The following is a 19,648-nucleotide window of genomic DNA, read 5'->3' on the forward strand; positions in this document are numbered from 1 at the left end:
CGCGAGATACGTTTGCCACGTGGTTGATCCTGTGATCGAGGAGTTACTGGAGGGGCTGGAGGGCGCCGCGCGGGCCGAGCGTGCCGAGCTGATCGAATGGCTGCTGGGACAGGGCATCACCGCCGAAGAGATCCGCGGGAATGTCTCGCCGATGTTGCTGGCGTCGCGGCGGCTGATCGGTGATGACGGCACGTACGTCTCGGCTCGCCAGATCAGTGAGTCCAGTGGGATCACCCTCGAGCAGTTGCAGCGCTTGCAGCGGGCGGTCGGACTGCCCTGGATGGATGATCCGGATGCCCCGGGGCAGATGAGTGCCGACGCCAGCATCGCCGTGCACGCGCGCCGTTTCATCGAGGCCGGTATCGACGCCGAGCAGGCCCTGCAAACGGCTCGCGTACTGGCCGACGGCTTGGCGCACACGGCGGAATTCATGCGATTCACGGTGATGTCGGCCATCGGCGAACAGGGGGTCACCGAACTGCAGGTCGCGCAGCGGTCCCGCGATCTGGTGGGACGGCTGGCGCCGATGCTGGGCGCGTTCGTCGAAGACATGCTGATGATGCAGTTGCGTCATCAGCTCGACATCGACGTGATCACCGCCGGTGAGCGGGTGGCGGGCGCCCCGCTGCCGGGGGCCCGGCAGATCACCGTGGCATTCGCCGACCTGGTCGGGTTCACCCGGCTCGGGGAGATGGTTCCGCCCGAGGAGCTGGTGGAGCTCGCCGAGCGGCTGGCCGTGCTGGGGCGCGAGATCGCCGTTCCGCCGGTGCGGTTCATCAAGACCATCGGCGACGCGGTGATGTTCGTCTGTCCCGAGCCGGCGCCGCTGGTCGAGGCGGTGCTGCGGCTGGTCGAGGAAGCTCAGGCCGACGACACCCTGCCGCGGCTTCGTGCCGGAATCGCCTCCGGAGAGGCGGTGAGCAGGGTCGGGGACTGGTTCGGCAGCCCGGTGAACACCGCCAGCCGAATCACCGGTGCCGCCCGGCCGGGGACGGTGTTGGTGGCCGAGCCGGTTCGGGTCGCGCTGGCCGACTCCGACGATTTCCGGTGGTCGTTCGCCGGCGGGCGTCGTCTCAAGGGCATCAAGGGCGAGGTGAATCTGTTTCGGGTGCGCAGCAACACCGAACACTGACCGGCGGCGCCGTCACACCGGTGACCAACGGCCCCTGGCGCGGTCCGGGTCGGGCTGCGAGCCTGGAAGCGGCAGATCCTGTGGGAGGTGGCTGATGCTGAACACGTCGGTGGACTCGGATGTCCTGACCGAGGCGGTGCGGCTGGCGTGCCGAGCGCCGTCGCTGCACAACAGTCAACCGTGGCGATGGGTTGCCCAGGCGGGGCGGCTGGATCTGTTCCTGGACTCCAACCGTGCCGTGCACGGCGACCAGTCGGCACGCGAGGCGTTGATCAGCTGCGGCGCTGTGCTCGACCACTTGCGGGTTGCCATGGCCGCGGCCGGTTGGACCGCCGATATCGAGCGGTTCCCCGATGCCGCGCAGCCGGAACACCTGGCCTCGATAGGTTTCACCGCTGCCGCCGGCCCGGTCACCGATCTGGACCGCTATCGCTCCGGCGCGATTCTGGCTCGCCGTACCGATCGGCTGCCGTTTCTGGAGCCGGGCAACTGGGAACCATTCGAGACGGTGCTCCACGGCACGGTGAGCGACCAGGTGCGGTTGTACGTCCTGGACGCCGAGGCGCGCGCCACGCTTGCCGAGGCGTCTGAGCTCACCGAGGCGCTGCGCCTCTACGACTCGGCGTATCACGCCGAACTGGGCTGGTGGACAGCACCGTTCGAGGTTTCGGACGGCATACCGCAGAGTGCGCTGGTATCGGCAGCAGAAAGTGACCGGGTGGACGTCGGCCGGGCGTTCCCGGTCACCCACAACCGGGAGCGCCGTCTTCAGGTCGGCGAGGACCAGTCCAGGATCGTGCTGCTGTCAACTGCCGGCGACGGACCGGAAGACGCGCTGGCCTGCGGTGAGGCGCTCTCGCAGCTGCTGCTGGAAGCCACGATGGCCGGGTTGGCGACGTGCCCGGTGACCCACGTGACGGAGGTCCCAGCTGCGCGGACGATGCTTGCGGGAGTGGTCGGCGCCGAGGGCTTGCCGCAGGTACTGGTTCGCATCGGTGCGGCGCCGGCACTGGAGACGCCCCCGGCGCCGACGCCGCGACGTCCGCTGGGCGACGTGCTGCACCGGAAGCTTTGACGGGGCGAACGGAAGCTTTGACGGGCGAATGCTCCGGGCATTAGGGCAGGCCCGGACTGACTTGGGAGCGTCTACACTTTCCGCGCGGCTGGCTTCCACCCACTAGTCCAGCTCTTCGGATTCGGTCATATCCGAGCCTGCTTCGCCGTCGAATCTACGCCGTCCGATCGGGGTGGGCAATGGTTGGCTCCCGGCCGGTTCCCTGTCAATTTGTCACTGTATTCACTTGTGTCACTGTGGTTTTGGTTGTGGAGAACGGCGGACGAATTGTCGGGGGTGCGGGCTAGTATTAGAACATGCGTTCGAGTAGTCGCGAGGAGGTCGTCGAAGCCTTCGGCGCGCTCTCGGCGCAGCTCGACCGGGCGCTGGACCTGGACTTCGATGCCCTGACCCCGCGGGAATGCCTGGCACTGTTACAGCGCTGCGAGAAGCTGCGGCGGCGGTTGCCGGCACTGGAACATCCTCTGGTCAACCGGCTGGCCGCCACCGACCCCGCCGAGATCGGCGGTAAACCTCGCTGGGTGCTCGCCGACGAACTGCACCTGACTCGGGGCGAGGCGGGGCGCCGCATCGCCGAGGCCGCCGAACTCGGTGCCCGGCGCAGCCTCACCGGCGAACCGCTGGAACCGGTGCTGCCCGCGGTGTCAGCCGCTCAACGCGCCGGACAGATCAGCCCCGCCCACATCGCGGTGATCCGCTCCTTCTTCAGCTACCTGCCTCCCGACATCGACCCCGGCACCCTCACCCACGCCGAACGCCACCTGACCGAGCTGGCCACGCACTACCGGCCCGAGGAGCTGACCAAGCTCGCCCAGCGCCTGGCCGACCACCTACACCCCGACGGCAACCACACCGACGAGCAGCGGGCCCGCCGCCGCGGGCTGACCCTCGGTTCCCAAGACCGCGACGGCATGAGCCCCATCACCGGCCACCTGGACCCCCAGGCCCGCGCCACCCTCGACGCCGTCCTGGCCCGCTGGGCCGCCCCCGGCATGTGCAACCCCACCGACGCCACCCCCTGCACCAGCGGCACCCCCGGCCAAGCCGCCATCGACACCGACACCCGCAGCGCCGCACAACGCAACCACGACGCCCTGACCGCGATGGGCCGCGCCCTGCTGGCCTCCGGCGACCTCGGCCAACACAACGGCCTGCCGGCCACCCTCATCGTCTCCACCACCCTGACCGACCTGGAATCCGGCACCGGCAAAGCCCACACCGGCGGCGGCACCTGGCTGCCCATGTCCGACGTCATCGCCATGGCATCGCACGCCCACCACTACCTGCGGATCTACCACGGCGCTCAAGAACTGGCCCTGTTTCACACCAAACGCCTGGCCACACCGGGACAGCGCATCGTGTTGCACGCCAAAGAGCGCGGCTGTTCCCACCCGGGCTGCCCCATCCCCGGCTACCTCTGCGAAGTCCACCACGACACCGACTACGCCAGCACCGGCCGCACCGACATCGACGGCCTCACCCTGCGCTGCGGCCCCCACCACCAACTCATCACCTCAGGCGGCTGGAAAACCCGCAAACACCCCAACGGCACCACCCAAACCCTGCCCCCACCGCATCTCGACCACGGCCAACCCCGCATCAACCGCTACCACCACCCCGAAAAACTGCTACAGGACCACAACAGCGACGACGACGTTCCGTAAGTCCGCTCAGCTGCGCTCGGCCATTGCCCAGTAAGCGCCGCGCCGGGCGAGCAGTTCGGCGTGGGTGCCCTGCTCGACGATCCGTCCGGACTGCATCACCAGGATCACGTCGGCGTCCCGGATCGTGGAGAGTCGGTGGGCGATGATGAAACTGGTGCGGCCCCGGCGAAGTTCGCGCATCGCGCGCTGGATCAGCAGTTCGGTGCGGGTGTCCACCGAACTGGTGGCCTCGTCGAGGATCAGCAGTTGCGGCCGGGCCAGAAATGCCCGGGCGATCGTGATCAGCTGCTTCTCGCCGGCGCTGATGGCCCCGCCGTCGTCGTCGACCCGGGTGCGGTAGCCGTGCGGCAAGGCACGGACGAACGGGTCCACATGCGCTGCCCGGGCTGCCTCGATGATCTCCTCGTCGGTGGCGCCGGGCCGCCCGTAGCCGATGTTGTCGGCAATCGTCCCGGTGAACAGCCAGGTGTCCTGCAGCACCATTCCGATCGATGAGCGCAACGCGCAGCGATCCACGGCTGTGATGTCCACGCCATCGATGAGGATCTGGCCGCGGTCCACGTCGTAGAACCGCATCAGCAGATTGACCAGGGTGGTCTTGCCGGCGCCGGTCGGTCCGACGATCGCGACCGTGCTGCCGGGGGCCACGCTCAGTGACAGGTCCTCGATCACCGGCACGCCGGGCCGGTAGCCGAAGCTGACGTCGCGGAACTCCACCCGGCCGCGCGGGCTCGCGTCGCGCGGTTCGGAGCCGGGGCGCCACAGCGGGACCGGCGGTGCAGGAGGTTCTTCGGGTTCGTCGAGGAAGGCGAACACCCGCTCGGCGCTGGCGGCTCCGGACTGCAAGGCGTTGAACAGCGCGGCCAGGTTGCCCAGCGGCTGATTGAACTGGCGCACATAGGCGATGAACGCCTGGACGCTGCCGAGCGTGATCTGCCCGGTGGCCACCTGGAAACCGCCGATCACCGCGACCGCGACGTAACCGAGGTTGGCGATCAGCCCGGTCACCGGCGCGATCAGCCCGGAGAGGAACTGGGCGCCGAACCCGGCCCGGTACAACGCGTCGTTGCACTCGTCGAACCGCTGCTGTGCCCAGTCGCGATGACCGAAGGTCCGCACCAGGGTGAAGCCGCTGTAGGTCTCCTCCAGGTGGGCGCCCAGACGGCCGGTCGCGGCCCACTGGGCGGCGTAGAGCCGTTGCGAACGCCGGGTGATCGCCCGCACCGCCAACAGTGTCACCGGCACACCGGCCAGGGTGATCACGGCCAGCAGCGGCGAGATGGACAGCATCATCGCCAGCACCACCAGCACGGTCAGCACCGAGGAGAACAGTTGACTGACCGTCATCGACACCGAGGTCGCGGTGTTGTCCACATCGTTGGTGACCCGGCTCATCAGCTCCCCGCGCCGCTGGGTGTCGAAGTAGCGCAGCGGGAGCCGGTGCAGTTTGTCCTCGACATCGCGGCGCAGCGCCCGCATGGTGCGCTGCAGGATCACGTTGAGCAGTCGAGCCTGCGCCCACACCAGCAACGCCGCAACCAGATACAGGGCCATGGCCAGCGCCAGGGTGCGCGCCACCGCGGCGAAGTCGACACCGGCGCCGGGCACCACATCCATTCGGTCCAGCATCTCGGCGTAGGCGTCCCGGCCCTGCTGGCGGGCGGCCGCGACGGCTTGCTGCTTGGTGATTCCGGCCGGCAGGCCGCGACCGAGGATGCCGCTGAACACCAGGTCGGTGGCGTGACCGAGGATTCGCGGCCCGGCCACGCCGAGGCTGATCCCGGCCAGCGACAGCCCGATCACTCCGGCGATCAGCCGGCGCTCGGGCCCCATCCGGCTGGCCAGGCGCAGCGCGGTCGGCCAGAACTGCCCGGCCCGATCGGCGGGATCTGCTGCCGGTGTACTCACGAGCCACCGATCCCGGCGGTCACCGTCTGCGACTCGGCGAACTCGGCGTAGGTGGGGCAGTCGGCAAGCAGCTCGTGGTGGGTGCCCGCACCGACCACCCGGCCGTCATCGATGACGATCACGTGATCGGCCTCGATGACGGTCGAGATCCGCTGGGCCACGATGATCACCGCCGCTTCGGCGGCCACCTTCCGCAAGGCCGTGCGCACGGCGGCGTCGGTGCGGGTGTCCAGTGCCGAGAACGCGTCGTCGAACAGGTAGATCGGGGGGCGCCGGATCACCGCCCGGGCGATCGCCAGTCGCTGACGCTGCCCGCCGGACAGATTGGTCCCGCCCTGGGCCACCGGCATCGCCAGACCGTCGCGGTGCGCCGCCACGAAGTCGTCGGCGGCGGCCACCCGCAGCGCCTCCCACATCTGCTCGTCGCTGACCGTCACCCCGGCCGGGGCGCCGTAGCGCAGGTTGTCGGCGACCGTGCCGGAGAACAGGTGGCCGCGCTGGGGCACCAGCCCGATCTCCGACCACAGGGCCTCGGGGTCGCGCTCGCGCACATCCACGCCGTCGATGAGCACCGCGCCGTCGGTGACGTCACGCAGCCGGCAGATCAGCGACACCAGGGTCGACTTGCCCGATCCGGTGGAGCCGACCACCGCGGTGGTGGTGCCGGGCAGCGCGGTGAACGACACGTCGTGCAGCACCGAGCGATCAGCGCCGGGATAGCGGTAGCCGACGCCGTAGAGCCGGATCTCGCCGGTGACGGCCGCCGGGGCCACCGGGGTCTCCGGGGCGGTGATGGTCGGCTCGGTGGACAGCACTTCGGTGATCCGCTCGGCGCAGACCGAAGCGCGGGGCAGGATCGCCAGCACCATGGTGGCCATCAGCACGGCCATCAGGATCTGCATGAAGTAGGACAGGAAGGCGATGAGCGAGCCGACCTGCATCTGGCCGGCGTCGATGCGCAGGGCTCCGAACCAGATCAGGGCGACGCTGGAGGTGTTGATGATCAGCGTGGTGACCGGCAGCATCAACACCTGCAGGTTGCCGACCGTCAGCGAGGCTTCCGACAGCGCGGTGTTGGCCTGGGCGAACCGCTGGCGTTCGGCGGCTTCGCGGGCGAAGGCGCGGATCACCCGGATTCCGGTGAGCTGGTCGCGCAGCACGCGGTTGATGTTGTCGATGAGCATCTGCATGCGGCGGAACAGCGGCAGCATCCGCGAGACGATCAGGTAGTTGGCCAGCGCCAGCACCGGCACGCTCACCGCCAGCAGCCAGGCCAGGCCGGCGTCCTGGTGTATCGCCATGATCACCCCGCCGATGCTCATGATCGGGGCGGCGACCAGCGTGGTGGCGCTCAGCTGCACGACCAGCTGGATCTGGCGGACGTCGTTGGTGGTGCGGGTCAGCAGGGTCGGCGTCCCGAACCGGCTGGTCTCGTGTTCGGAGAACCCGATCACCCGGCTGAACACCGCCCGGCGCAGATCGCGTCCGAAGCCGGCGCCGGTACGGGCGCCGAAGTAGACCGCGGCGACGGCACACAGCATCTGCAACCCGGTGACCCCCAGCATCACCGCGCCCAGCCGGGTGATGACGGCGGTGTCACCGCGGACCACGCCGTCGTCGATGATCGTGGCGTTGAGGGTCGGCAGGTACAGCGAGGCCAGCGTGCTGATCAGTTGCAGTGCCATCACCGCCGCGATCGGCCGGCGGTAGGGCCTGATGTAGCAGCGCAGCAGCGCCAGAAGCATGGGGTTACTGTCGCACACCCGCGGGTGGCCGGTGTTGCTGCGGCGACAGCCGGCGACACAAACCGACTGGTCACCGCGGTGTCGTGGTTGACGGGCGGCGGTGCCGCTACAGTGCATCGTGTGCGGCTCACACTGACGGTCCCGGCCCTGGCGGCCGCTGCCCTGATTCCGATGCTCGGCGGATGTTCCGATGCCGACTCGCCTGAAGCCCAGTCCGGCAGCCAAACTTCTTCTTCGGCGCCCGAGCAGGGCACTCACGGCCCCTCGTTCCCGCTGTGCGGGGGCGTCAGCGACGAGACCATGACCAACCTCACGCGGGTGGCCGGCCTGGTCAGCACCGCCCAGAACTCGGTCGGCTGCCAGTGGCTGCTGCGCGGCGGGATCATGGGCCCGCACTTCTCCTTCTCCTGGTATCGCGGCAGCCCCATCGGTCGTGAGCGGAAAACCGAGGAGGTGTCGCGCACGTCCGTGGAGGACATCAACATCGACGGCCACAGCGGTTTCATCGCGATCGGCACCGCCCCGACCATGGGCGACAACCTGTGCGAGATCGGCATTCAATTCAAGGATGACTTCATCGAGTGGTCGGTCAGTTTCGCCCAGAAGCCGTTCCCGGATCCCTGCGACGTCGCCAAAGAGCTGACGCGCCAGTCGATTGCGAACGCCAAATGAACCGCCGGGTTTATGCGCCGGTCCCAGCTTCGCCTCTCCTGCGTCGAGGCTTGCTGAACCGCCGGGTTTTGGCCGGCGCGGTCGCGGTGTTGGCAGTGGTGACCAGCTTGACGGGTTGCTCCCGTGAGGTGGGCGGCACGGCGGTCAAGGCCGGCTCAGGCGACACCAAGCGCAACAACAACTCGGAGCGGCAGTACCCGAACCTGCTCAAGGAGTGCGAGGTGCTGACCACCGACATTCTCGCCAAGACCGTGGGTGCCGACCCGCTCGACATCCAGAGCACCTTCGTGGGCGCGATCTGCCGTTGGCAGGCGGCCAACCCGGCCGGGCTGATCGACATCACCCGGTTCTGGTTCGAGCAGGGCAGCCTGGACAACGAGCGCAAGATCGCCGAGTTCCTGAAGTACCAGATCGAGACCAAGTCCATCGTGGGCGTCCCGTCGATCGTGATGCGTCCGTCCGACCCGAACGGCTCGTGCGGGGTCGCCAGCGACGCCGCCGGAGTGGTCGGGTGGTGGGTCAACCCGCAGGCACCCGGGATCGACGCGTGTGAGCAGGCTCTGAAGCTGATGGAGCTCACGCTCGCGACGAACTCCTGAGTCGGAGCGTGTTCGGCGCGGCGGGCTAGTGCGCGCCGCCCTTGCCCCCGGTTGACATCTGCCGCAGCTCGGCGATGGCCTGACCTGCTGTCGGCGCACTGTCGGGGTCGATAAGCGACTGGATCATCAATCCCAGGACGACGGCCAGCGCGACTGATCCGCCCATCTCGGTGCGCGCGCGACGCTGCCCCTCGGCCAGGCGGGCACGGAGCTCGTCGTTGCGTTGAGCCTGCACGATCGCTTCCAGATGTGATGTCCACAGCGCCTTGTCGGTGGCGAAGGACTCGATCACCGCCTGCCAGCGGTCCACCTCCGCTGCGGAGTCGCCGTCTGAGGCCATCCGGGCGTCGAGTTCGTCGAGCTCGTCGAAGAGGGCCTGCACCAGCAGGCGCTCGCGACTGCCGAAGTGGTAGCCGATGGCGGCGTGGCTGACGCCGGCGGCCGCGGCGATGTCTCGCACCGTGGTATTCGCCCAGCCCCGTTCCACGAGGCAGCGCTTGGCGCCCTCCAGCAGATCCTCACGGTTGCCCATGAGTGCAGGTTAGCCAGGGTCGGACCTTTGCACAAATGGTTTGACCGTATGGATTGACCAAATGGACAAATCGGGGGTACGGTACCGAACCGGGACGGCCCCGCGGTGGGGCCTGCGAGCAGGAGGTGCCGGTCATGGCCCACGAAGTCCTCGAACGCGTCGAGCAGATCGCCGCCCAGCTGGCGGCCACCGCCGAAGACAGCGAGCGGCTGGGCAAGCTCTCGGATCAGTCGGTGTCGCTGATCCGCGAAGCCGGCGTGATGCGGATGCTGCAGCCGACGGACTTCGGCGGCTATGCTGCCCACCCGCGCGATTTCGCCGAGACGGTTATGGCGGTGGCGAAGCACTGCGGCTCCACCGGCTGGGTGTGCGGTGTCGGGGGAGTGCACCCCTGGGAGATGGCGCTGATGGACCGTCGGCTGCAGGCCGAGATCTGGGCCGACGATCCCGACACCTGGATCGCCTCCCCGTATGCCGCGCAGGGTGTCGCGACACCCGTCGACGGCGGCTATCGGTTGACTGGCCGGTGGAACTTCTCCTCGGGCACCGATCACTGCGACTGGATCTTCCTGGGCGCACGGGTCGGTGGCGCCGACGGTGTGCCCCCGCGGGTGCTGCACGTCGTCTTGCCGCGCGCCGACTACACGATCGTCGAGGACTCCTGGGACGTGATCGGCCTGTCGGGAACCGGCAGCAAAGACATCATCGTCGACGGCGCCTTCATCCCCGGCTACCGCACCATCGACTTCGAGCACGTCGCCTCCGGCGCGCCCGCCGCCGAGGCGGCCGGACGCACCGAGACGCTCTACAAGCTGCCGTTCTGGACGATGTTCCCGCTCGGGATCACCGCAGCGCTCATCGGGATCACCGAGGGCGCGCTGGCGGCCCACTTGGACTATCAGCGCGACCGGGTGGCCGCCACCGGCACCAAGATCAAAGACGACCCGTACGTGCTGTACGCGATCTCGGAAGCCGCCGCGGAGATCGCGGCCTCGCGGTTGCAGCTCCTCGACGGCATCAGCCGCATGTACGACCTCGCCGACGCCGGGCGCGAGATCAGTTTTGAGGACCGTTCGCTGGTGCGGCGCAACCAAATTCGCTGTGCTTGGCGGGCGGTGGCCGCCGCGGACGCGATCTTCGCCCGCTCCGGGGGCAACGCCGCGCGCCGCAACAACCCGTTACAGCGGTTCTGGCGTGACGCCCACGTCGGCCTGGGGCACGCCATCCAGACCCCGGGGACCATCTATCACTCCAGCGCCCTGACGGCCATGGGCGTCGAGCCGTCGCCGGCGTTGCGGGCGATGATCTGACCGGGCGTCCCTACCGCGGGACGTGAAAACCGACCAGGGCGGCCGATCCCAGCTGTACGTCCGCCCAGCTGCCGCCGACTTGGAGGACGGCGATACCCGAGGTCGGATACTTCTCCGAGATCCGTTGCGCGACGGCGGCATCGGTGCCGGATCCGGCCAGTCCCAGCGCGACGCGCGACATCGCCGGCTCGTGACCGATTACCAGCAGGGTGCCGACGTCGTCGCCGACGGTGTTGATCGTCGCGAGCACGGTTCCGGGCGCCGCGTCGTAGAGATCGTCGACATAGCGCACCGGCGCGGCCAGCGCGGTCCGCGCATAGGTCTGCCGGGTGCGGGTGGCGGTCGAACACAGCACCGCATCGACGGCCGGCGCATGGGCCCGCAGCCAGTCCCCGGCCAGCCCGGCCTCCCGGATCCCGCGCGGCGCCAACGGACGCTCATGGTCGGTTGCCCCGGGTGGATAGTCCGACTTGGCGTGCCGCAACAGAATCAGGGAGCGCTGAGTACTCACCCGTTCCAGCGTAGGGGCTCGCCTGCCGGTGCAGAAGTGCTGGATGTGACGCATGTGTTCTGACCGTGCCGCGGGCTTGCGGACCTGCCGAGCGAGGTCCGCGAGCTTGTCGGTGACCGGCCATACACTCGCGATGCCCGGCTGACGGACCGGCGGAAAGGGACAGGACGGACATGCGCTTCGTGCACACCGCCGATTGGCAGCTCGGCATGACCCGGCACTTTCTTGCCGGCGACGCCCAGCCCCGCTACTCGGCGGCCCGGCGCGACGCGGTGGCCGGGCTGGGGGCGCTGGCGAAGGAGACCGGTGCGGAGTTCGTGGTCGTCGCCGGCGATGTGTTCGAGGACAACCAGCTGGCTCCCGAGGTCATCAGTCAGTCGCTGGAGGCCATGCGCACCATCGGGATCCCGGTCTACCTGCTGCCGGGAAACCACGATCCACTCGATGCCGCGTCGGTGTACACCAGCGCCTTGTTCACCGCCGAGTGCCCCGACAACGTGGTGGTGCTCGACACCGCCGGCGTGCACCAGGTGCGCCCCGGCCTGGAGATCGTCGCTGCACCATGGCGGTCCAAGCGTCCCACCACCGACCTGACCGCCGCCGTGCTCGAGGGGCTCCCCGCCGACGGCACCGTCCGCATCCTGGTCGCCCACGGCGGCGTCGACGCATTGGACCCCGACCCCGGCAATCCGGCGCTGATCGGGCTGGCGGGCCTGCAGGACGCCTTGTCGCGCGGCGCCATCCACTACGTCGCATTGGGAGACAAGCACTCCCGCACCCAGGTGGGAACAACGGGCCGAATCTGGTACTCGGGTTCCCCGGAAGTGACCAATTTCGACGACATCGAATCCGATCCCGGTCATGTGCTGGTGGTCGACATCGACGAGGCGGACGGCAGCGTGCATGTCGACTCCCGCCACGTCGGCCGGTGGCGGTTTCTGACACTGCACCGCCAGCTCGACACCGGGCGCGACGTCACCGACCTCGACATCAACCTTGACCAGCTGCCGGACAAGGAGCGCACGGTCGTCCAGCTGGCCCTGACGGGGTCGCTCAGCGTCACCGACCGGGCCGCTCTCGACGTCTGCCTGGACCGTTACTCGCGCCTGTTCGCCTGGCTGGGCACCTGGAAGCGCCACACCCACCTGGTGGTGGTGCCCGCCGACGGCGAATTCTCCGACCTGGGAATCGGCGGGTTCGCCGCCGACGCGGTCGAGGAACTGGTCGCCGCCGCCCGTGGCAGCGACACCGGGGCCGCCGACGACGCCCATGCCGCGTTGGCGCTGTTGCTGCGCCTGGTCGACCGGGGCGTGGCATGAGACTGCACCGGCTGGTCCTGAACAACTATCGCGGCGTGGCACATCGGGAGATCGACTTTCCCGACCAGGGCGTGGTGGTGGTGTGCGGCGCCAACGAGATCGGCAAGTCCTCGATGATCGAGGCGCTGGACCTGTTGCTGGAGGCCAAGGACCGCTCGGCCAAGAAGGACGTCAAACAGGTCAAGCCCACCCATGCCGACGTGGGGGCCGAAGTCACCGCCGAAATCAGCACCGGTCCTTACCGTTTCGTCTATCACAAGCGGTTCCACAAGGCGCCCCAGACCCAACTGACCATCCTGGAGCCGCGCCGCGAGCAGCTCACCGGCGACGAGGCGCACGACCGGGTACGCACCATGCTGGCCGAGACCATGGACACCGGCCTGTGGCAGGCCCAGCGGGTGCTGCAGGCGTCCGCCACCGCGGCGGTGGACCTGTCGGGCTGCGATGCGCTGTCTCGGGCGCTGGACGTCGCCGCCGGCGACACCGCCACCCTCAGCGGTACCGAGCCGCTGCTCATCGAGCGGATCGAGGCCGAGTACGCCCGCTACTTCACCGCGACCGGGCGTCCCACCGGCGAGTGGGCCGGCGCCATCGCCGCGCTGGCCGATGCCGACGCCGAGGTGGCGCGGTGCGCCGAGCTGCTCGCCGAAGTCGACGACCGGGTGCACCGGCACGCCACGCTGTCCGAGCAGCTGGCCCGGCTGACCGCCGAGCAGGCCGCCGTGGACGCCCGGCACGGCGCGGCGCGGGCGGCCGCCGACACCATCGCCGATTTGCGCGGCCGGCTTCGCGATGCGCAGTTGGTGGCCACCGCGGCCCAAGCGACCGGCGCCGCGACGGAAAGCGCCCAAGCCGAGCGGCGCCGGCAGCGCGACGAACTCGAAGCGCGGGCGGCGGCAATCGGACTGCTGGACAACGAGATCGACGGCGCCGCCAAGGCGCAGGCCACCGCCGAGGCCGAAGCGGCTGCGGCGGACACCGCCGCGGCCGGAGCCGCACAAGCGGTACTGGTCGCCACCGAGCGTGCCGTCTGCGCGCGCCGGGTCGTCGATCAGCTCGCGGTTCGCGACGAGACAGACCGGCTCGCCGACCGACTCGCCCGCCTTGATGACACCGAAGGCCAGCTCGCCGCGGTGGCGGCCGAACTGGCGCAGATCATCGTGACCGAGCCGATGCTGCGCCGGATCGAAGAGGCGTCGGCGGCATGCGATCGCAGTGAGGCGTCACTGGCCGCGATCTCGGCGACTCTGGAACTGACCGCAGCCGCCGACATCGAGCTGATGATCGGCGGCGAGCACACGCCCCTGGCCGGCGGGCAGAGCTGGTCGGCCACCGTCACCGACGGCCTGGAGGTCGATGTGCCCGGCCTGCTGCGGGTGTGTGTCCGCCCGGGGGACAGCGCGCGCGAGGCCGGCGTCAAACATGCTGCGGCACGAGCTGAACTTGCCGATGCCCTGGCGTCGGCAGGCGTGACCGACCTGGTGCAGGCGCGCCACGCCGACCAGCGGCGCCGTGACCTGCAGGGCAGCCGCGGCCAGTTGGCCGCCACCCTGGCCGCGTTGCGCGGTGACGACGACGTCGAGGGGTTGCGCACCCGGCTGACGCGACTGCGCGACCAGTGCGGCGAGATCCCCGCTGGGATCACCTCGGAGCAGGCCCGCGCCGAGCGCGACGAGGCCGAGGCGCTGCGGGCACAGGCTGACGCCGACTGTGAATCCCTGCGCCGAGCCGCCCAGGAAGCTGCGGCGCGGCGCACGGAGGCCGCCACGCGGCTGACGCTGTTGCGGGAAAAGATGGCCGCGCAACACATTGAGCTGGAGGCGGTCAGCCAGCGTCTTGCAGCACAGCGGGGCACGGTCAGCGATGACGAGCTGGCGGCTACCGCCGCCGCCAATGAGCAGGCATTGCGCGCCGCCGAGCAGCGCGTGACCGAGTTGTCCGCACAGTTGGGCGCCGCCGCCCCCGAGGCGATCGACGCCGAACTCGCGGCAGCGCAGACCGCGGCCCAGGACCTGCGTGCCCGGCACACCGAGACCGCCCGTGCGCTGCACGAGGTGGAGGTCGAGCTCGCCGTGTTCGGCACCCAGGGCCGGCGCGGTCAGCTCGACGCGGCGCAGACCGCCCGCGAACACGCTGCGGCCGAACATGATCGGGTCGGCCGCCGAGCGCGGGCCGCCAAACTGCTGCGGTCGACCATCTTCCGCCACCGCGACGACACCCGCCGGCGCTACGTCGAGCCGTTCCGTGCCGAGATTCAGCGGCTGGGCGCGCACGTCTTCGGCTCCGACTTCGAAGTCGACATCGACACCGACCTGAAGATCTGCGCCCGCACCCTGCGGGGCCGAACCGTGCCGTATGAGTCGCTGTCCGGCGGCGCCAAGGAGCAGCTGGGCATCCTGACCCGGCTGGCCGGGGCGGCACTGGTGGCCAAGGAGGACAGCGTCCCGGTGGTAATCGACGACGCGCTCGGCTTCACCGACCCGGATCGCCTGGAGAAGATGGGCGCGGTGTTCGACGCGGTCGGCTCACACGGTCAGGTGATCGTGTTGACGTGCAGCCCAGAGCGCTACGCCAGCGTGACCGGCGCCCACCGCATCGACCTGACCGCCTGACCGCGGCCCCCATCGGCTGAGTCCCCCTGCGCCGAACGTGTAACCAGACCGCACGATTGGCGGAATTCTCGAACTCAGTACACGTTCGGCGGCCCGGAGGGTGACAAGTTGCGGCTCAGTCCTTCATGAACCCGATCACGGTGTAGTCCAGATCCGCCAGACCGGGCGCGCCGAAGTTCGCCAGGGAACTGCGCACCGCGACATTGCCGGTGGTCTGGATCAACGGCAGGCTGAACCCCTCGGCCCACAGCAGGCTGTCGACCTCGTTGGCCCGGGCACGAGCCACCGCCGGGTCGAGTGCTTCCAGCGTCTCCTCGATCTTGGCGTCGATGGCCGGGCTGCCGATCTTGCCGAAGTTGGCCTCGCCGTAGGAGGCGGAGATCTGCGTCAGACCGGCCAGGGGGAATGCGTCACCGACCCAGCTGAATTGGGCGATGTCGAAGTCGCCCACATTGACGTAGTCGGTGAAGAAGCCGCCCCCGGCCTTGGCGTCCAGTTGCAGCTTGACCCCGATCTGGGCCAGATTGTGTTGAGCGACTTGGGCGAACTGCCGGGTGCTCGACGCGTCGTAGAACAGGTGCCGGATCACCAGGGGACGGCCCTCCTTCTCCCGGAACTTCCCGTTCAGCCGCCAGCCCAGTTCGTCGAGTTCGCGCGCGGCGCGGTCCGGGTCGTAGGCCACCACCGCACTGTTGTCCTGGTAACCCTCTTGGCCGGCGACATAGATGTGATTGTTCAGCGGCACCGGATCTGCGGTCAGGCCGCGCTGGGTGACCTTGGCGATCGTGGACCGGTCGATACCGCGCATGACCGCCAGTCGCAGCGCCTTGTCGGCCAGGATGGCGCCGGGCGCACCGTTGAAGGTGAAGTGATTCCAGGCCGGGGTGGGGGCACGGCGGATCGAGATGCCCTCGGTGCGCCGCGCGATGGTCAGCTGGTCCAGGGTGGCCACCCCGGTGGCGTCGACGGTGTGGTTCTGCAGCGCCGGCATCCGGGCCGCCTCGTCGAGCACCAGGTAGGTGATGGTGTCCAGCTTCGGGCGCTTGCCCCACCAGGCGGGGTTGCGGGTCAAGGTGATGCGCTGGCTGGTGCGGTCCAGAGTGGACAGCACGAACGGTCCGGCTGAGGGGCCCGGCTTGCTCAGCTGGGCCTTGTTGAAGGTCTCCGGGTCGGCGGTCATGCTGGCGGGCAACAGCATCGAGTTGCCCGCGAACATGCCGCGCCACTCCGCGTAGGGCTTGGCGAAGCGCATCACGGCCTGCCGGTCGTCGACGCCGCGGGTCACCGAGGCGACGCGTTCGGCGCCGTTGGTGGTCGCGATCGCGTACCGGCTGTCGGCGCCGCTGGTGGCATGGATCTGGCTGGCGATGTCCTTCCAGCTCAGCGGTGTCCCATCACTCCACACCGCTCTCGGGTTGATGGTGTAGGTGACTACCTGGGGGTTGGTGCCGGTCAGCTCCACGCTGGTGAAGTAGTCGGTGTCCACGGTCGCCGAGCCGTCCGGCCCGATGATGAATGCCCGCGGCATGGTGGCCTTGAGCATGGCGGCGTTCTCGGCCAGGTTTCCGTCGATGTGCAGCGGGTTGAAGTTCGGCGGGAACTGGGTCATCGACAGCCGGAGGTTGCCGCCGTCGCGCAGTCTGGCGGGGTCCTGCGGATTGATGTCGCTGGCGGTGCCGACGGCGGCGGTGCCTTCCGGGGCGGTGATGTCGACGGCCGAGCAGCCGCTGAGCACCAGGCCGGTCGCCCACAGTGCGGCTACCACCCGATTGACTCTGCGCCCACCAGGCGCCCTTCTCGCACAACGTCGTGGTGAGCGCAGAGTCAACGTGGGGGTCATGAGGTCACCACCGGCTGCGGTACGGCGGCCAGCAGCTGCCGGGTGTATTCGTGCTGCGGGTTGCCGAAAACCTGGTCCGCCTCGCCCTGCTCGACGATCTCCCCGGCGAGCATCACGGCCACGCTGTGGGCCAGGTGCTTGACCACCGAGAGGTCATGCGAGACAAACAGGTATGACAGTCCGAATTGCTGCTGCAGATCCAGCAGCAGGTTGATGATCCCGGCCTGAATGGACACGTCGAGAGCCGACACCGGCTCGTCGAGCGCCAGGATCTTCGGTCGTAACGCCAGCGCCCGGGCGATGCCGATCCGCTGCTTCTGCCCGCCGGAGAATTCCGAGGGGTAGCGCAGCGCGTCGCCGCGGCGCAGCCCCACCAGCTCCAGCAGCTCGGCCACCCGGGCATGGATCGCGGCCTTGTCGAAACCATTGGCGCGCAGCGGTTCGGCCAGCAGGTCGAACACCGGCAGGCGTGGATCCAGGGAGGCCACCGGGTCTTGGAACACCACCTGCAGGTCTTTCCGCAGAGCGCGACGGCCGTCACGGGTCAACGTCGCGACATCGCTGCCGAGCACCTCGATCGAACCGGACTGCGGCGCGGCCAGTTCCAGAACCTGGTGCAAGGTGGTGGATTTGCCCGAGCCGGATTCGCCGACGATCGCCAGGGTGCGGCCTTGCCGCAACTCGAAGCTCACGCCGGAGACGGCGCGTACCTCGCCGGCCCGGCGCCGCAGCAGCCCCTTGGTCAGCGGGTAGGTCTTGACCAGATCACGGACTCGCAGCACGGTGGGGGATTCGCCGGTGGGCTCGGTGGCCACCTCGGTGCGCACCCGGTAGATGTCGGCGGCGCTGCGCCCGGTGACTTGGTCGGTGTGGATGCACGCCGCCGAATGGTCGGCCCCGACGGGCAGCAGTGCCGGCTCGGCCTGCAGGCAGTCGGCGGCGGCCAAGGGGCAGCGCGGGGCGAACGGACAACCCGCCTCGATGCCGGCCGTCAACGACGGTGGCGCTCCGGGGATGGGCACCAGCCGGGTGCCCTGGGACGCGTCGAGGCGCGGCACCGAACCCAACAGTCCCACCGTGTACGGCATCCGCCGGTCGGAGTAGAGAACCTTCACCGGCGCAGACTCCACCACCTTCCCGGCGTACATCACCAGTGCCCGGTCGGCGAATTCGGCGACCACGCCCAGGTCGTGGGTGATGATCAGCACCCCCGCGCCGGTCGCGTCTCGAGCCGTCCGCAGGACATCCAGGATCTGTGCCTGCACGGTCACGTCCAGGGCGGTGGTGGGCTCGTCGCAGATGAGCAGGTCCGGGTCGCAGGAGATCGCGATGGCGATCACCACGCGCTGGCGTTCGCCGCCGGACAGTTCGTGCGGAAACGCCCGCGCCCGCTGCTCCGGGCGGGCGATCCCCACCAGCTCCAGCAGCTCGACCGCACGGCGCCGCGCCGCGGCGCGACCCACCTGCGGTTGGTGTACCTCGATGGCCTCGGCGATCTGGTCGCCCACCGTGTACACCGGGGTGAGCGCCGACATCGGATCCTGGAACACCATGCCGATCGAGGTGCCGCGAAACTTCGACATTGCGGTGTCGCCCAGCCCGATCAGCTGCGTGCCGTGTAGCCGAACCGAACCGGACACCTGCGCGTACTCCGGGAGAAGTCCCATCACGGCCATCGCCGCCGCGGACTTCCCCGAGCCCGATTCGCCGACCATCGCCACCACTTCGCCGGCGTTCACGTGGTAACTGATTCCGCGCACCGCGCGCACCGCGTCTGTTCCGGTGCCGAATGTCACGGCCAGGTCGGCGACTTCCAGCAGGGCGCTCATCGGCGGCCCCGCAGCGTCGCGGCATCGGGGTCCAGGGCGTCGCGCAGGCCGTCGCCGGCGAGGTTGGCGCACACCAGGATGGTGATCAGCACGCCGGCCGGGAACAGGAACACCCACGGGAACGTGATGGCTGAGGCGGTGCCGTCGGCGATCAGGGTGCCCAGCGACACATCGGGTGGTTGGATGCCGAAACCCAGATAGCTCAGGCCGGTTTCGGCCAGGATCGCCACCGCGACGTTGAGTGCGGTGTCGATGATGAGAATGGACGCCACGTTGGGCACCACGTGGTCGGTGATGATGCGCCGGCTGGAGACACCCATATATCTTGCGGCCCGGATGAATTCGCGTTCCCGCAGGCTCATGGTGAGTCCGCGCACCATGCGGGCGCTGATCATCCAGCTGAACCCGGCCAGCAGCAGCACCAGCAGGGCGATGTTGCCGCTGTTCTTGGTGCGCGGGGTGATGATCGCGATCAGGATGAATGCCGGAACCACCAGCAGCAGGTCCACCAGCCACATCAGTACGCGGTCGCGCCAGCCGCCGAAATATCCCGAGATCGCCCCCACCGTCGCGGCGATCACCGTGGAGATCAGCGCCACGCACACCCCGATCAGCATCGACTTCTGCATGCCCCGCAGGATCTGCGCCAACAGATCCTGCCCGAGCGCGTTGGTACCCAGCCAGTGACGGGCCCCCGGGGGAACCAGCAGGGCGTCGTAGTCCAGGTCGGTGTAGGAGTAGGGCAGCAGACCCGGCAACGTGTAGCAGCCCACGAACATCACCGCCAGCAGCGCCAGCGCGCCGACCGCACTGCGGCTGCGCAGGAACCGGCGCAGCACCAGCGTGCGCCGTGAGGCGAACTCGATCTGGGTCATCGGCGCCGCCCCCTCACGGCGGCCC

15 protein-coding genes are annotated in these 19,648 nt (G+C 69.2%); 8 read left to right on the forward strand and 7 right to left on the reverse strand.

Annotation, left to right across the window (positions count from 1 at the left end):
- Positions 1-19 precede the first annotated feature (19 nt).
- The 3 genes from G6N14_RS03705 (at position 20) to G6N14_RS03715 (ending at position 3,871) form a co-directional block, all read left to right on the forward strand.
- Positions 20-1,132 carry an adenylate/guanylate cyclase domain-containing protein gene (locus tag G6N14_RS03705; RefSeq protein WP_085137180.1) on the forward strand — a complete coding sequence of 371 codons (1,113 nt, stop codon included), beginning with the start codon at positions 20-22 and terminating at the stop codon, positions 1,130-1,132.
- Positions 1,133-1,226: 94 nt separating this feature from the next.
- Positions 1,227-2,207, forward strand: a complete 981-nt coding sequence (locus G6N14_RS03710; RefSeq protein WP_085137178.1) for an Acg family FMN-binding oxidoreductase — start codon at positions 1,227-1,229, stop codon at positions 2,205-2,207.
- 296 nt (positions 2,208-2,503) lie between these two features.
- Complete coding sequence (locus G6N14_RS03715; RefSeq protein WP_163787048.1) at positions 2,504-3,871, forward strand: HNH endonuclease signature motif containing protein; 1,368 nt, start codon at positions 2,504-2,506, stop codon at positions 3,869-3,871.
- Between the two features lie 6 nt (positions 3,872-3,877).
- On the opposite strand, the gene G6N14_RS03720 is transcribed toward G6N14_RS03715, so the two are convergent.
- Positions 3,878-5,779, reverse strand: coding sequence for an ABC transporter ATP-binding protein (locus G6N14_RS03720; protein WP_085133738.1), 1,902 nt, complete (start codon positions 5,777-5,779; stop codon positions 3,878-3,880).
- A complete protein-coding gene (locus G6N14_RS03725) occupies positions 5,776-7,524 on the reverse strand; it encodes an ABC transporter ATP-binding protein (RefSeq protein ID WP_085133739.1) in 1,749 nt (582 codons plus the stop codon). Before G6N14_RS03725 ends, G6N14_RS03720 begins: the two co-directional genes overlap by 4 nt.
- Before the next feature lie 171 nt (positions 7,525-7,695).
- On the opposite strand from G6N14_RS03725, the gene G6N14_RS03730 reads away from it, so the two are divergent.
- Together G6N14_RS03730 and G6N14_RS03735 are read left to right on the forward strand one after the other, a co-directional pair.
- Positions 7,696-8,196 carry a DUF3558 domain-containing protein gene (locus G6N14_RS03730; RefSeq protein ID WP_085133788.1) on the forward strand — a complete coding sequence of 167 codons (501 nt, stop codon included), beginning with the start codon at positions 7,696-7,698 and terminating at the stop codon, positions 8,194-8,196.
- Positions 8,193-8,795 (forward strand): DUF3558 domain-containing protein, encoded by a 603-nt coding sequence (locus G6N14_RS03735; RefSeq protein WP_109559636.1) that lies wholly within the window; start codon positions 8,193-8,195, stop codon positions 8,793-8,795. The genes G6N14_RS03730 and G6N14_RS03735 overlap by 4 nt, the downstream gene beginning before the upstream one ends.
- Positions 8,796-8,820: 25 nt before the next feature.
- On the opposite strand, the gene G6N14_RS03740 is transcribed toward G6N14_RS03735, so the two are convergent.
- A complete protein-coding gene (locus tag G6N14_RS03740; RefSeq protein ID WP_085133740.1) occupies positions 8,821-9,327 on the reverse strand; it encodes a TetR/AcrR family transcriptional regulator in 507 nt (168 codons plus the stop codon).
- A gap of 134 nt (positions 9,328-9,461) precedes the next feature.
- Here G6N14_RS03740 and G6N14_RS03745 point away from each other — a divergent pair, with 134 nt between their 5' ends.
- A complete protein-coding gene (locus G6N14_RS03745) occupies positions 9,462-10,637 on the forward strand; it encodes an acyl-CoA dehydrogenase family protein (protein ID WP_085133741.1) in 1,176 nt (391 codons plus the stop codon).
- Positions 10,638-10,647: 10 nt separating this feature from the next.
- Here G6N14_RS03745 and G6N14_RS03750 read toward each other — a convergent pair whose 3' ends face one another.
- Entirely contained in the window at positions 10,648-11,148 is a 501-nt protein-coding gene (locus G6N14_RS03750; RefSeq protein ID WP_179960803.1) for a SixA phosphatase family protein, read from the reverse strand.
- Positions 11,149-11,321: 173 nt separating this feature from the next.
- On the opposite strand from G6N14_RS03750, the gene G6N14_RS03755 reads away from it, so the two are divergent.
- Together G6N14_RS03755 and G6N14_RS03760 are read left to right on the forward strand one after the other, a co-directional pair.
- Positions 11,322-12,467, forward strand: a complete 1,146-nt coding sequence (locus G6N14_RS03755) for a metallophosphoesterase family protein (RefSeq protein WP_085133743.1) — start codon at positions 11,322-11,324, stop codon at positions 12,465-12,467.
- The gene (locus G6N14_RS03760; protein ID WP_085133744.1) at positions 12,464-15,079 is read left to right on the forward strand and encodes an AAA family ATPase; all 2,616 of its coding nucleotides are present in this window, start codon (positions 12,464-12,466) and stop codon (positions 15,077-15,079) included. The genes G6N14_RS03755 and G6N14_RS03760 overlap by 4 nt, the downstream gene beginning before the upstream one ends.
- A 115-nt stretch (positions 15,080-15,194) precedes the next feature.
- Here G6N14_RS03760 and G6N14_RS03765 read toward each other — a convergent pair whose 3' ends face one another.
- The 3 genes from G6N14_RS03765 to G6N14_RS03775 are packed head-to-tail and all read right to left on the reverse strand — an operon-like array spanning position 15,195 to position 19,623.
- The gene (locus G6N14_RS03765; RefSeq protein ID WP_234808753.1) at positions 15,195-16,919 is read right to left on the reverse strand and encodes an oligopeptide ABC transporter substrate-binding protein OppA; all 1,725 of its coding nucleotides are present in this window, start codon (positions 16,917-16,919) and stop codon (positions 15,195-15,197) included.
- Positions 16,916-18,748 carry an oligopeptide ABC transporter ATP-binding protein OppD gene (locus G6N14_RS03770; protein WP_085133745.1) on the reverse strand — a complete coding sequence of 611 codons (1,833 nt, stop codon included), beginning with the start codon at positions 18,746-18,748 and terminating at the stop codon, positions 16,916-16,918. Before G6N14_RS03770 ends, G6N14_RS03765 begins: the two co-directional genes overlap by 4 nt.
- The gene (locus G6N14_RS03775) at positions 18,745-19,623 is read right to left on the reverse strand and encodes an oligopeptide ABC transporter permease OppC (RefSeq protein ID WP_109559639.1); all 879 of its coding nucleotides are present in this window, start codon (positions 19,621-19,623) and stop codon (positions 18,745-18,747) included. Before G6N14_RS03775 ends, G6N14_RS03770 begins: the two co-directional genes overlap by 4 nt.
- Positions 19,624-19,648 lie beyond the last annotated feature (25 nt).

The sequence above is a fragment of the Mycolicibacter hiberniae genome, from assembly GCF_010729485.1.
GTDB classification, from domain to species: Bacteria; Actinomycetota; Actinomycetes; order Mycobacteriales; family Mycobacteriaceae; genus Mycobacterium; species Mycobacterium hiberniae.

Bases quoted from the DNA above. Each gene is read 5' to 3' on its own strand.
- G6N14_RS03710 (WP_085137178.1), top strand. From the start codon at position 1,227: ATGCTGAACACGTCGGTGGACTCGGATGTCCTGACCGAGGCGGTGCGG.
- G6N14_RS03715 (WP_163787048.1), top strand. From the start codon at position 2,504: ATGCGTTCGAGTAGTCGCGAGGAGGTCGTCGAAGCCTTCGGCGCGCTC.
- G6N14_RS03725 (WP_085133739.1), bottom strand. From the start codon at position 7,524: ATGCTTCTGGCGCTGCTGCGCTGCTACATCAGGCCCTACCGCCGGCCG.
- G6N14_RS03730 (WP_085133788.1), top strand. From the start codon at position 7,696: ATGCTCGGCGGATGTTCCGATGCCGACTCGCCTGAAGCCCAGTCCGGC.
- G6N14_RS03735 (WP_109559636.1), top strand. From the start codon at position 8,193: ATGAACCGCCGGGTTTATGCGCCGGTCCCAGCTTCGCCTCTCCTGCGT.
- G6N14_RS03740 (WP_085133740.1), bottom strand. From the start codon at position 9,327: ATGGGCAACCGTGAGGATCTGCTGGAGGGCGCCAAGCGCTGCCTCGTG.
- G6N14_RS03745 (WP_085133741.1), top strand. From the start codon at position 9,462: ATGGCCCACGAAGTCCTCGAACGCGTCGAGCAGATCGCCGCCCAGCTG.
- G6N14_RS03755 (WP_085133743.1), top strand. From the start codon at position 11,322: ATGCGCTTCGTGCACACCGCCGATTGGCAGCTCGGCATGACCCGGCAC.
- G6N14_RS03760 (WP_085133744.1), top strand. From the start codon at position 12,464: ATGAGACTGCACCGGCTGGTCCTGAACAACTATCGCGGCGTGGCACAT.
- G6N14_RS03765 (WP_234808753.1), bottom strand. From the start codon at position 16,919: ATGACCCCCACGTTGACTCTGCGCTCACCACGACGTTGTGCGAGAAGG.
- G6N14_RS03770 (WP_085133745.1), bottom strand. From the start codon at position 18,748: ATGAGCGCCCTGCTGGAAGTCGCCGACCTGGCCGTGACATTCGGCACC.
- G6N14_RS03775 (WP_109559639.1), bottom strand. From the start codon at position 19,623: ATGACCCAGATCGAGTTCGCCTCACGGCGCACGCTGGTGCTGCGCCGG.